The following is an 11,999-nucleotide window of genomic DNA, read 5'->3' on the forward strand; positions in this document are numbered from 1 at the left end:
GTTTCTCTCAGGAGGCTCATCGTGCACAGCCGTATCGGTCTGTTCCTGTCCCCCGTCCACGAGACCGGCCAGGACCCGAACCTGGCGATACGCCGGAACCTGGACCTCGTCGAGTACGTCGACGACCTCAACTTCGACGAGGCGTGGTTCGGTGAGCACCACACGCTGGGCTGGGGCCTGGTCGGGGCGCCCGAGACCCTGATCGCCGCCGCCTCGCAGCGCACCCGCCAGATCAAGCTGGCCCACGGCGTCGTACCCCTGTCCGGCCACCACCCCTTCCACGTGGCCAGCCGGGCCGTCCACCTCGACCATCTGACCCGCGGCCGGTACATCCTGGGCGTCGGTCCCGGCGTGCCCTTCGACGCCAAGATGTTCGGCCTGGAGCAGCCGGTGCAGCGCCGCCGCCTGGAGGAGGCCCTGCCCACCGTCCTGGAACTCGTCAACGGCGACGAGCGGATCACCCAGCAGACCGACTGGTTCGACCTGCGCGAGGCCAAGCTCCAGCTGCCGCGGTTCAGCCCGCAGGGCATCGAGGTGGCCGTGGCGACCTCCGGCACCTCGCAGTCCAGCCCGCGCCTGATCGGCCAGTACGGGCTCAGCATGACCTCCTTCGCCCTGCCCTTCGCCCTGCTGACGCCGGGCGCCCCCGCGCACATCAATCTGGCCCACCAGTGGAAGTACGCGGAGGAGGCGGCCGCCGAGCACGGACAGACCCTGGACCGCGACAAGTGGCGCATCGCCCTGCCGGTGCACGTGGCCGAGACCCGCGAGGAGGCGTACGCGGACGTCCGCGAGGGCTACGACCGCTGGCTTTTCGAGTACTTCGGCAAGGCGGCAGGACGCGAGGTGCTCAGCCCGGACGTGCCCCGCGAGCGGGCGCTGGAGGCCCGGGTCGAGGCCGGGGGAGCGCTCGTCGGCTCCGTGGACGACGTGGTCGCCGGCATCGAGCAACTGCAGGAGATCACCGGCGGTTTCGGCACCCTGCTCGTCTACGTCGCCGACTGGACGTCCTGGGAGAAGACCAACCGCAGCATGGAGCTGCTGGCCCGCTACGTCTCCCCGCGCCTCACCGGCTCCGCCGCCCGCCCGCAGGAGGCCGTGGACTTCGCGATCGCCAGCCGCAACCGCTAAGCCCGCGCTCCGCGCCCTGCACCCCGCACTCCGCTCACCGCACGCCGCTCACGCCACGCCGGGCCGGTCTGCCGGCCCGGCCGGGCGTCCCGTCCGATCGGAAAGAACTCATGCTGGAGCAACGCTCGTTCCGCGACATACTCGGCCGGTTCACCACGGGAGTGGTGCTGATCACGGCCGACACCGCCGACGGCCCCAAGGGCATGGCGGTCAACTCCTTCACCTCCGTCTCCCTGACCCCGCCGCTGGTCGCCCTGTGCGCCGCGGACACCTCCTCCACCTGGCCGGCGATCCGCGAGGCCGGACACTTCGCGGTGACGATCCTCGGCGATCGGCACGCCGAACTGTGCCGCCTGTTCAGCACCAAGGGCGCCGACCGCTTCGCCGGCGACGGCTGGTCGGCCACCCGGGCCGGACACCCGATCCCCACCGACGGACTCGGCTGGCTGGACTGCCGTATCAGCACGCTCCACCGGGCGGGCGACCACGAACTGGTCATCGCCGAGGCCCTGGAGGGCGCCCTGACGGACCAGGCGGGCCCCCTGGTCTTCCACGCGGGCCGCTTCACGGCACTGGCGGCGGCCTGACGCTCGGCCACTGCGGGGCTTGGTGCGGTGGGGGTGGAGGCGCCGGGGTTGTGGTGCCGGGGTGGTGCCGGGGTGGTGGTGCAGGGTTGAAGGTGCCGGGGTGACGGATCCGTCTCGCCGTATGCGTCCTAGACAACGCGTCTTGGCGAACCCGGCTTGCCGAAACGGTTTGGCCGGCGGGTCCTGCCCAACCGGGCCTGCTGAAGCGGGTCTAGCAGCCCGACCTGCCCAACCGACCTGTCCAACTGGACCTGTTGAACCAGGTCGGCCAACCCGACCCGCCCAACCGGGTCTGCTGAACCGGGCCTGTTGATCCGGAACTACCGAACCCGACCTACCCAACCCGCCCTTGCCAACCCGACCTACCCAACCCGCCCTTGCCAACCTGGCCTGCTGTTCTGGATCCGGCAGGTCCTGATCTGGCCGGCTGAGGCCTTCAGCCGAGGTCAACCGGCCCGGCGCAGCCCGGACCAACCCGGCCCAGTTGGGCCCGACGTGTCGAGGCCGGCCCTGACAGACTCGGCGCGATCCGGCTTAGCCCAGTCTCGCCGTCCCGCCCGCTCAAGTCGCCACAGGCCTGCCTCCGCCGACCGGGCCGACCATCCCGCTCAGCCGAGCACTGCCCACCACCGGCCACCACCGCGCTCGATCGAGCACACCGGTGCCGGCCACCCGCCACTGGCTACCCGCCCCCGACCTCGGGCCCCCGGCCCGCCGCATGTCACCCAGTCCGTCCACCGCCCCACCTCACACCGCCGTCGCTGCTCGTAGCCGCCCGACGCCAGAGGCCCGCCTACAGGCCCCCATAGGGGCCCGCCAGCCGGAACGCCCACCGGCCGAAGTCACCGCCGCCTTCGGCCTCTCCGGCACCGCACCCGTACCGGTCCGCCACACCCCGCGTCGACGCCCATGAGAAAGGCAACCCGCGTGTCCCCCACCGACCCCATACCCACCCTTCCCCTTCCACCGGACGCGAGGGCCGAGGCATACCTCGACCGCGACGTGGCCCCTGACCTGGACCGCGACCTGGACTACGTCCGGACCGCCCCGCGCCACCTCGTGGCCCGCAGTGCGGTGGCCGAGGTGCTGATCACGGACTGGCGGCAGCTGGGCCCCGACACGTTCCGGCTGGGCGCGCAGTGGCCGCGCGGCCACCACTTCTACGCACCGGTCGCCGGCACCTGGTACGACCCGTTGCTCGCCGCGGAGTCGCTGCGCCAGGCGTCCGTCCTGGTGGGGCAGACGTACTACGGAGTCCCGGCCGACCACCACTTCACCATCGCCGAACTGGAGTTCGAGGTGGTGCCCGGAGCCCTGCTCCTGGGTGCAAGGCCCGCGGAGATGCGCCTGGAGTTCACGGCGACGGACGTACGGCGCAGGCGGGGCACCCTCACCGCCCTCACGTTGGAGGCCGATCTGCTGCGCGGCGGGGACTACGCCGGTGCGGGACGCCTCACCCTGCACGTGTCGGACCGCCGCGACCCCGCCGCAGGGGAGGGCGGCGGGTACCCGCCCCTGCCGGACCCGGTCCCGCCCGCGATCGTGGGACGCCTGGACGAACACGACGTGGTCCTCGGCGTCCCCGCCTCCGCCGCCGAGCGCCGCGGCCTCGCCTGGGACCTGCGGATCGACCCCGGCCACCCCGTGCTCTTCGACCACCCCACGGGGGACGTGCCCGGCATGGTCCTTCTGGAGGCCGCCCGCCAGGCCGTCCAGGCGGCTTGCGCCCCCTACCGCGTCCTCCCGGTCGAACTGCGCAGCGCCTTCCACCACCCCGTGGCCCTGTCCACCCCCTGCCACATCTCCGCCACCCGCCTCCCCACCCAGGACGCCACCGAGGACGCCGCCCTCCGAGTCACAGCCTGGCAGTCCAACCGCCTCACCTTCGACAGCCTCGTGGTGGCCCACACATGCGACTGAGACGGTCCACGGCAGCCATCGACTCCGTACGCCCGGCATTGGGCCGGTGACCACGGTCCTGCCGTCACTCGATCGCAGGTAGCCCGGCCGCGATGTCGGTGGGCAGCTTGGTCGCCTCGTCCAGCACCGAAGCTGCCCGGACCTGCTCAACCGTGCACCCGTGAGCTGTCGACAGATCGGTGCCCATCAGCTTGCTCTGCGCCAGATTGGCATCCACAAGACTCGCGCCCCGCAGATTGGCGGCGCGCAGATTCGCCTTGTTGAGGTCGGCGCGGTCCAGCCAGACACCTTCAAGCCCGGTCTCTTGCAGCCACGCGTCCTCCAGCCGCGCCTCCGTCAAGTCCGAGCCGTCCAACCTCGCGCTGCCCAGACGGACACGGTCCAGCCGAGCCTGCTTGAGATCAGCGCCCCTCAGATCCGTCGCCCGCAAGTCGATGCGGAAGGGCTCCTGCGCTACGGGCCGACGTCCCAGCACGGTCAACGCCGCCTGAACAGGCTCGGTCGGATGACGATCGGCTTGGAGTGCCTCTCCTTCTCCTGCGGCCATCAGAGTGTGCTCCCTGATGAACGAGGCAAGGACCTCGACCACCGTCAGGTGGTCCTTGGGGGAGTCACGCATGATGCGCTCGAGAGCGTATATACCGCCCAACCGCTCGACGGTCCGATCCGAGGCCAAGAGCTTGATGGCCTCCACATAACGGTCGGTCACCTGCGCTTCTCGCGACAGCTCGGCCTGTTCGCGATCCCGTTCTCGCGTATGCCGCAAGCTGCGGTCGGTGTAGTAGAGACCTGCCGCCGCGACCACTCCCGCTCCGAGGGCAACCAGAGCCGTGCGCACCCCCGTGACCACAACACCGTCGGCCGGCTGCAAGTCGTCTGTTCTCAGATGCTCACCGTCCAGCCACCACGGCCCCTGCCAGAGCAGCACGACGTATCCGCACACCACAAGAACAAGACCAACAGCCAGCCCTGCGCGCTTCCAACGCGATCGCATGAGAGTGAGCTGCCCGACACCTCGCAAAGCCAAGCCTCAAGCTGCCCTATCCGGCGCTCCTCCAGCCCTTGGACCTGCACGCTTTCCAACTGTGGTGGTGGGCTGTGTGCAGGGGCGTTCACCTGCGTTCATGGGAGTCTGGCCCGGGAGGCGATTTCGGCGTGCGGTCCTCGATGAGCGCCCGTGAACGGGGCTGAATGAGACGGAAACTGAGAAGCCCGGGCGGGCTGGGCTGGCTAACATCCTTCGTCTCGAGGAGGAGCCATGGCACTGGGCCGCAAGGGATCGCGACGCATCGTCGTCGACAGTACGGCCTACCGCTGGCGGTTGCGACGCAGGCCGACCTACTTTCAGGGGCTGTGCTGGACGCCGTGCAGCTTCGCGGTCGTGCATGCAGACGCCGTCGGGACAATGCTCGTGGTCACCACCAACCAGCCACATGCGAGCAACTGGATCGGACGTGGGGCCCAGCCTGTACTGCCATCCGACGTTGCCCAAGCCATCAAACGTGCCCTTCGTGAGGGCTGGAGCCCAACTGCTCCAGGCTCCCCCTTCCACCTCGACCTGTCCGCCGACTTCAAGCCCTCGCCCTGAGCTGAGGCGCTGTGAGGTCGGTGGAGACAATGGGTCGAGCCACGGCGGCAGGCACCGTCCATCGATGAAGGACATCATGTCGACCAAAGGTCGCTGCCCCTCGGTCGATCGTCCGCTGAGGTCCGGCGCCGACCGCTGCTGTTCGCGCCGGCCGTCGCATGCGGCCTTGGCATGCATTGCCGTCACTCAGCGGACGGCCCAGAGCCGGTCCGACGCCTGACCTGTACAGCCAAGACCAGCGCCGTCGTGACCGCCAGCACAAGGTTCAACGTGTCAGCAGCCATGACGATGGCGAAGGGTGCGCCGGCCATGTGCGGCACCTTGGCGACGATCATGCCAAGACCCATGAGCAGGGGCATCCATATCGAGTAGAAGCGCATGTCCTGGCGGGGGCGCGCTCCTTTGCGGATCTTTGCCCGCTCCCACCAGCGGCGGCCGAAGCTGATAAGAACCAGCAAGCAGCCCATCACGACGACAGACCAGTCCATGAACCTGAGCATCGATACCCCTCGTCGGCATGGATCTGCGCGTCACGTCATCACTGCGACTCGTTCCCTCTGCGCCGAGAGCCTGCCAGGCCAGTCATACGACGGGAATCAACCGGTCAGGTCCTTAGTCTGATCTTTACCCCTCTCGCAGAAGCAGCCGGCGCACTCTCGCCCTGCCGGCACGCTGCGTCGAGGCTCTCTGGCAGCAATTCGAAGATCAGGTCTGGGACCGGCTCGCCGCCGGTGACGCCTGGGAGGAACACTGCGCCCCGGCCGGCGGTCACCGAGGAGGTCTACCGGAAGCAGATCCGGCCCGTGATCCAGACCGGCGCCGTGGTCATGGACGGCATCTTCAAGCCGGGCCCGGAGCGTTGGTCACGCAGATAGACACGCACGCAGAAACAGGTCACCCACCTCCGGAAATCCGGAGGTGGGTGACCTGTTGTTTTAGCTGTCGGGGTGGCGGGATTTGAACCCACGACCTCTTCGTCCCGAACGAAGCGCGCTGCCAAGCTGCGCTACACCCCGATTGTCGCTGCTTGTCGCGGCGACGTCGTTTACTTTAGCCCACCGGTGGCTGGAGACGAAATCCGGTTTTGGTGCGGTGGCGGATGGGGTTCGGGCGGGCGTGGTCCAGGGCTACCAGGAGGATCGCGAGGGCGTAGAAGGAGAGGCCGAGGAGGAGGGCGTTGCCCAGGACGCTCTTGTAGCCGTGCAGGTCCACGTCCAGGAAGGGGTAGAGGTAGCGGCCGCCCGTGCCCGGAGGGATCAGTTCGCCTCGGGTGAAGGAGAACAGCAGGTAGGCCAGGGGGTACAGCAGCCAGGTCGCAGCCTGGCGCAGGTGGAGTCGGCCGGGGGGCGTCAGCAGGAGCCAGTCCGCCAGGGCCGCCGCGGGGATCACCGTGTGCAGGAGGAGGGCGGTCACCGCGTGCCAGCCCGTCGGGTTCGCCGCCGCGCCCGTCAGGGCGAAAGGGCTCGCCGTGTTCACCAGCAGCAGGTGGTACACCAGCGCCGTGATCGTGACGTAGAGGAGGGCCGCGCCCGTCACGGACGACGGCAGGGGGCGGCGGGCGGTCCATGCCCTGCGGGCCGACAGCAGAAGCACCGGTGTCAGCAGGATCGTGCTCTGGATCGAGAAGTGGCTCAGGGTGCGGACCGGGCTGCTCAGGAGCAGTTCGACGGTCACCGCCCCCGCGGCCGCCATCGCCACCAGTACGCGGTAGGCGGCGGCGACGGGATGGCGCACAGGAGCCACCACCGCCGTGGCGGGGACGAGCGAGGGCAGGAAGACGGGCATGCCCGGGACTGCGGGGAGGTCCGGGATGTCCCTCGGTATCGGCGCGGTCATGCCCTCACGCTAGACATGTGCGACAAAAGGGGCGATTTGGGCGGGCCGTGCGGGTTAAGCCACCCGTCCAGTGCACGGGAACCAACGCCCCGCACCGAACCCGAACGCCCGCCCACGTCCCCGTACGGACACCTACCCCCGCCCCACCAACGTCAGCAACGTCACCTCGGGCGGGCACGCGAACCGTACCGGCGTATAGCGGTTCGCCCCGCAGCCCGCCGACACGTGCAGGTACGACCTGCGGCCCTCCGCCTCATGCGTGGACAAACCCTTCACGCGGTCGGTGTCGAGGTCGCAGTTCGTCACGAAGGCGCCGTAGAAGGGGAGGCAGATCTGGCCGCCGTGGGTGTGGCCGGCCAGGATCAGCGGGTAGCCGTCCGCGGCGAAGGCGTCCAGGACGCGGAGATACGGCGCGTGCACCACGCCCATCGAGAAGTCGGCCGCGCCCGACGGGCCGCCGGCCACCTCGTCGTACCGGTCCCGCTTGATGTGCGGGTCGTCCAGGCCCGTCAGCTCCACCGACACGCCCTCGACCTTCAGCATGCCCCGCGTGTTCGTGAGGTTCTGCCAGCCCGCCGCTTCGAAACCGTCCCGCAGGTCCTCCCACGGGTTGTGGACGACGCCCACGGCGGGTGCGTTGCCGTTCAGGCCGTGGCGGCCCTGGGCCTTCTCGTACAGGTAGCGGGCGGGGTTGCGGAACTTGGGGCCGTAGTAGTCGTTGGAGCCGAACACGTACGCGCCCGGGAACTCCATCAGCGGGCCCAGCGCGTCCAGGACCTCCGGGACGCCCTCCGGGTCCGACAGGTTGTCGCCCGTGTTGATCACGAAGTCCGGGCGCAGGCCGGCCAGCGAGCGCAGCCAGCGCTGCTTCTTGCGCTGGCCGCCGACCATGTGGATGTCGGAGACCTGGAGCACGCGCAGCGGGCGCATGCCGGACGGCAGGACGGGGACCGTGACCCGCCGCAGGCGGAAGGAGCGGGCTTCGAAACCCGCGGAGTAGACCAGACCGGCGGCGCCAACCGCCGCGATTCCCAAGGGGACTCCGTATCGCGCGCGCATGCCTCCATCGTGTCAGATCGCGGGGGCATCCTTGACCGGCCGCCGCCCGCACGGTAAATGGGCGGGCGCCCGTCGCCCCACACCTGCGACAATCGGACCCATGACCACGCTCAAGTCGAAGCTGCAGGAAGACCTCAACGCCGCGATCAAGGGGCGAGACGAGCTGCGCTCCTCGACGCTCCGGATGACGCTCGCCGCGATCACCACCGAGGAGGTCGCGGGCAAGGAGAAGCGGGAGCTCTCCGACGCCGAGGTCCTGAAGGTGATCACCAAGGAGGCGAAGAAGCGCCGCGAGGCCGCGGACGCCTTCGCCCAGGGTGGTCGCGCCGAGTCCGCCGAGCGGGAGAAGGCGGAGGGCCAGGTCCTCGCCGAGTACCTGCCCAAGCAGCTCAGCGACGACGAGCTCAACGACATCGTCGCCCAGGCCGTCGAGGAGGCGAAGGCGGCCGGCGCCGAGGGCCCGCGGGCCATGGGCGCCGTCATGAAGATCGTGAACCCGAAGGTCGCGGGCCTGGCCGAGGGCGGCCGGGTCGCCGCCGCCGTGAAGAAGCTCCTGGCCGGCTGAGAACGGCACCTGCCAGTCGTACAAGAGCCCGGTCCCGCCGAATGCGCGGGACCGGGCTCTCGTCTGTGGTGAGGCGGCCGGGTGTCAGCCGCGTCTGTGGTGAGGCGGCCGGGTGTCAGCCGCGCCCGCGGTGAGGCGGCCGGGTGTCAGCCGCGCCCGCGGGGAGGCCGCCGGGTGTCAGCCGCGCCCGCCTCCGTTGCCGTTCCCGTTCCCGTTGTTCGTGCCCTGGATGAAGCCCTCCGGGATGGAGAAGGTCGGCGTCGGGAAGGTGGTGTTGCCGTCGTTCCCACCGTTGTCGTTGCCGCCGTTGTCGTTCCCGCGGTTGTCGCCGTTGTCGCCGTCGTCGCCCTTGCCGGGGTCTTCCTTCTTCGGCATGTCGGGGATGTGGACGAGGTTGAAGCTCGGGGCGTCCTTGCCCTCCAGCGCTCCGCTCATCATGTCGCGCCAGATCGGGCCGGGGACCTTGCCGCCGAACACCTTCTGGCTGTAGACGCCGCCGATGGTGATGTTCTGCATCTTGCGCTTGTGCGCCGGGTCGCCGACCCAGACCGCGCCGGCCATGTTCGGCGTGTAGCCCACGAACCAGGCCGCGTAGCGCTCGTCGGTCGTACCCGTCTTGCCGGCGCTGGCACGGCCGCCGCCGAGGCCCGCCTCCGAGCCGGTGCCGTCCTCGACCACGCCCTTGAGGAGCGTGTTGATCGTGTCCGCGGTGTTCTCCGACATCGCCCGCGAGCAGGTCGACTTCGGGACCTGGAGGGACTTCGACTTCTCGCCGACCCGCTGGGTGATCGACTCGATGGCGACCGGGGTGCAGTACATCCCGCGCGAGGCGAAGGTCGCGTACGCGTTCGCCATGGTCAGCGGGGACATCTCCTGGGTGCCCAGGGCGATCGACGGAGCCTGCTGGATCTTGCGGCCGTCGGCGCGCTGGACGCCCATCTTCGCGGCCATCTCCGTCACCGGGCAGATGCCGATGTCGCTGATCAACGACACGTAGTAGGTGTTCACCGACTTCGCGGTCGCGGTCTTCATGTCGTACGGGCCCACCTCGGAGGTGTTCTCGTTGGAGACCGGGACGCCCTTCTCGTTCCAGACGTTGCCGTTGCACTCCTGGACCGGGGCCGGGTAGTCCATCTTGTACGGCGACGGGTAGATCTGCGTCGCCGGGGTGCCGCCCTCTATGGCGGCCGCGGCCACGATCGGCTTGAACGTCGAACCGGGCTGGTAGCCCGCTCCGCCGCCCATGTCCTGGTTGACCGAGAGGTTGAGCGTCGTCTCGTTCTTCTTGTTGTTGATGCCGTACGGCCGTGACTGGCCCATCGCGAGGATCTTGCCGGTGCCGGGCTGGACGATGGTCGCCGCCGTGGCCACGTCGTCGTCCTGGTAGACGTGCTCCTTGATGGACTTCTGGACCGACCTCTGGGCCTGCGGGTCCATGGTGGTGCGGATCGTCAGACCGCCCTGGTTCCAGACCTTGGCCCGGGCCTCCTTCGTCTTGCCGAAGACCGGGTCGGTCAGGAAGACCTCACGGACGTAGTCGCAGAAGAAGCCGGCGCCCTTGACCGCGGTGATGCAGCCGTTCTTCGGCTTGCTGACCTTGAGGCCCAGCGGCTGCTCCTTGGCCTTGTCGGCCTCCGCCTGGGAGACGTCACCGACCTCGGCCATGCGCTGGAGCACGGTGTTGCGCCGCTTGGTCGCCTCGGCCTCGTCGTTGACGGGGTCGTAGCGGCTGGGGGACTGGACGATGCCCGCGAGCAGGGCCGACTGCTCGAGGTTGAGGTCCTTGGCGTGCTTGGAGAAGTAGCGCTGCGAGGCCGCCTCGACGCCGTACGCCTGCTGCCCGAAGAACGTGATGTTGAGGTAGTTCTCGAGGATCTTCTTCTTGCCGAGTTCCTCTTCGAGCTGGATCGCGTACTTCAGCTCGCGGATCTTGCGGCCGATGGTCTGCTGGGTGGCCTGGGCGACCTTCGTCGGGTCGTCACCGGCCTCCTCCACCGCGACGTTCTTCACCAGCTGCTGGGTGAGCGTGGAGGCGCCCTGGGCGACCCCGCCGCTCTGGGCGTTCTTGTTGAGCGCGCGCAGGACGCCCTTCAGGTCGACCGCGCCGTGCTGGTAGAAGCGCGAGTCCTCGATCGCGACGATCGCCTTCTGCATGTACGGCGAGACGTTCTTGAGGTCGACCACCGTGCGGTCGCGCGAGTACACCGTGGCGATGGTGCCGCCCTCGCTGTCGAGGATCGTGGTGCGCTGGCTCAGCGGTGGGGTCTTCAGGTTGGTCGGGAGTTCGTCGAAACTCTCCACCGACCCCTTGGCCGCGAGCCCGAGCGCGCCGGCCGCGGGCAGCGCGATGCCGGCCATCACCGCTCCCGCGAGGACACTGACACCGAGGAACTTGGCGGCCTGCTGCGTGGGCGACAGACCGCCGCCCGAGCGCTTCTTCGACATAGGGGGCAGCCTAATCCGTACTCATGAGCGTTCAGAGGGAGCCCATGTCACGGCATGGCGACGGAAGCGGGCACGACCGCGTCGGAGCGGGCATGACGACAGAGCGCCCTACCTTCTCATTCGCCGGACACGCGCACAGGCCTTGGCCTAAGCTGCTCTCAACTGTCACAGCAGTAGGGCCACGTATCAATACGTCCGGCGACCCCGAATCGTTCCGGTCGTTCCTCGACTTTTTTGTTGAGGACGTGTCCGAATCCGCCTCGTGTGTCATCAGGTGCCCGTTGTGACGCAAGACAAGTGTCCTGGTTTGCCGGGATAGTCATGTATGTCGCGGCCTCACTCCCCCGGGTGATCTGCCGCTTACGCATAGTCCGTTCGGGCCATTCAAGATTGGGCCCGAAGGGGGTGTTGCGCTGTGCCTCCCTTCCGTAACGTCCTCAACTGGCGGCGGTGAATATGCCGCTGCCGCCGTGGGGGAGCCTCGATTCGGGAGAGGACGGCGCCGGTATGGGCTGGGTAGTCGACTGGAGTGCGCAGGCGGCCTGCCGCACTACCGATCCGGATGAACTGTTCGTTCAAGGAGCAGCGCAGAACCGGGCGAAGGCGGTGTGCACCGGATGTCCGGTGCGCACGGAGTGCCTCGCCGACGCGCTGGACAACCGCGTCGAGTTCGGCGTGTGGGGAGGCATGACAGAGCGCGAGCGTCGCGCGCTGCTGCGCCGGCGGCCGACGGTCACGTCGTGGCGCAGGCTGCTGGAGACGGCGCGCGTCGAGTACGAGCGAGGGGTCGGCATCCTGCCCCTCGAGGACGACGAGATCTACGAGAACTACGCGGCGGTGGGCTGAGGGCACAACCCTCGGTTCACGG

The 11,999-nt window shown here is 69.1% G+C and carries 11 protein-coding genes, 1 tRNA gene and 1 pseudogene; 7 read left to right on the forward strand and 6 right to left on the reverse strand.

The features are described 5' to 3' along the window. The first annotated feature begins 21 nt into the window (after nucleotides 1-21). The 3 genes from IOD14_RS02155 to IOD14_RS02165 all read left to right on the forward strand — a co-directional run bounded on the left by IOD14_RS02155 (nucleotide 22) and on the right by IOD14_RS02165 (nucleotide 3,638). On the forward strand, nucleotides 22-1,131 hold the full coding sequence (locus IOD14_RS02155; protein WP_212669534.1) for an LLM class flavin-dependent oxidoreductase: 1,110 nt from the start codon (nucleotides 22-24) through the stop codon (nucleotides 1,129-1,131). 110 nt (nucleotides 1,132-1,241) lie between these two features. Beyond that, nucleotides 1,242-1,718, forward strand: coding sequence for a flavin reductase family protein (locus IOD14_RS02160; RefSeq protein ID WP_123990731.1), 477 nt, complete (start codon nucleotides 1,242-1,244; stop codon nucleotides 1,716-1,718). Nucleotides 1,719-2,645: 927 nt separating this feature from the next. Continuing rightward, on the forward strand, nucleotides 2,646-3,638 hold the full coding sequence (locus IOD14_RS02165) for a ScbA/BarX family gamma-butyrolactone biosynthesis protein (RefSeq protein WP_212669535.1): 993 nt from the start codon (nucleotides 2,646-2,648) through the stop codon (nucleotides 3,636-3,638). Nucleotides 3,639-3,702: 64 nt separating this feature from the next. Here IOD14_RS02165 and IOD14_RS02170 read toward each other — a convergent pair whose 3' ends face one another. Then, nucleotides 3,703-4,566, reverse strand: coding sequence for a pentapeptide repeat-containing protein (locus tag IOD14_RS02170; RefSeq protein WP_249125812.1), 864 nt, complete (start codon nucleotides 4,564-4,566; stop codon nucleotides 3,703-3,705). 330 nt (nucleotides 4,567-4,896) lie between these two features. Between IOD14_RS02170 and IOD14_RS02175 the strand changes: the two genes are divergently transcribed. After that, nucleotides 4,897-5,226 carry a hypothetical protein gene (locus tag IOD14_RS02175; RefSeq protein ID WP_212669537.1) on the forward strand — a complete coding sequence of 110 codons (330 nt, stop codon included), beginning with the start codon at nucleotides 4,897-4,899 and terminating at the stop codon, nucleotides 5,224-5,226. Nucleotides 5,227-5,408: 182 nt separating this feature from the next. On the opposite strand, the gene IOD14_RS02180 is transcribed toward IOD14_RS02175, so the two are convergent. Continuing rightward, on the reverse strand, nucleotides 5,409-5,714 hold the full coding sequence (locus IOD14_RS02180; protein ID WP_212669538.1) for a hypothetical protein: 306 nt from the start codon (nucleotides 5,712-5,714) through the stop codon (nucleotides 5,409-5,411). A gap of 149 nt (nucleotides 5,715-5,863) precedes the next feature. On the opposite strand from IOD14_RS02180, the pseudogene IOD14_RS44125 reads away from it, so the two are divergent. Next, a pseudogene (locus IOD14_RS44125) lies at nucleotides 5,864-6,101 on the forward strand (site-specific integrase); the annotation flags it as partial. 67 nt (nucleotides 6,102-6,168) lie between these two features. Here IOD14_RS44125 and IOD14_RS02185 read toward each other — a convergent pair. The 3 genes from IOD14_RS02185 to IOD14_RS02195 form a co-directional block, all read right to left on the reverse strand. Next, nucleotides 6,169-6,242, reverse strand: a tRNA-Pro gene (locus tag IOD14_RS02185). A 34-nt stretch (nucleotides 6,243-6,276) separates the two neighbouring features. Further along, entirely contained in the window at nucleotides 6,277-7,062 is a 786-nt protein-coding gene (locus IOD14_RS02190; protein WP_123990771.1) for a Pr6Pr family membrane protein, read from the reverse strand. A gap of 132 nt (nucleotides 7,063-7,194) precedes the next feature. Further along, nucleotides 7,195-8,121 carry a metallophosphoesterase gene (locus IOD14_RS02195; protein ID WP_212669539.1) on the reverse strand — a complete coding sequence of 309 codons (927 nt, stop codon included), beginning with the start codon at nucleotides 8,119-8,121 and terminating at the stop codon, nucleotides 7,195-7,197. Between the two features lie 100 nt (nucleotides 8,122-8,221). Between IOD14_RS02195 and IOD14_RS02200 the strand changes: the two genes are divergently transcribed. Continuing rightward, entirely contained in the window at nucleotides 8,222-8,686 is a 465-nt protein-coding gene (locus tag IOD14_RS02200) for a GatB/YqeY domain-containing protein (protein WP_123990773.1), read from the forward strand. A 177-nt stretch (nucleotides 8,687-8,863) separates the two neighbouring features. Here the strand turns inward: IOD14_RS02200 and IOD14_RS02205 are convergent, their stop codons facing one another. Beyond that, a complete protein-coding gene (locus IOD14_RS02205; protein WP_123990774.1) occupies nucleotides 8,864-11,131 on the reverse strand; it encodes a transglycosylase domain-containing protein in 2,268 nt (755 codons plus the stop codon). Between the two features lie 507 nt (nucleotides 11,132-11,638). Between IOD14_RS02205 and wblA the strand changes: the two genes are divergently transcribed. Next, on the forward strand, nucleotides 11,639-11,977 hold the full coding sequence (gene wblA, locus IOD14_RS02210) for a transcriptional regulator WblA (protein WP_020118772.1): 339 nt from the start codon (nucleotides 11,639-11,641) through the stop codon (nucleotides 11,975-11,977). Nucleotides 11,978-11,999 lie beyond the last annotated feature (22 nt).

Origin of the sequence: Streptomyces sp. A2-16, from assembly GCF_018128905.1 — a bacterium.
GTDB lineage: Bacteria > Actinomycetota > Actinomycetes > Streptomycetales > Streptomycetaceae > Streptomyces.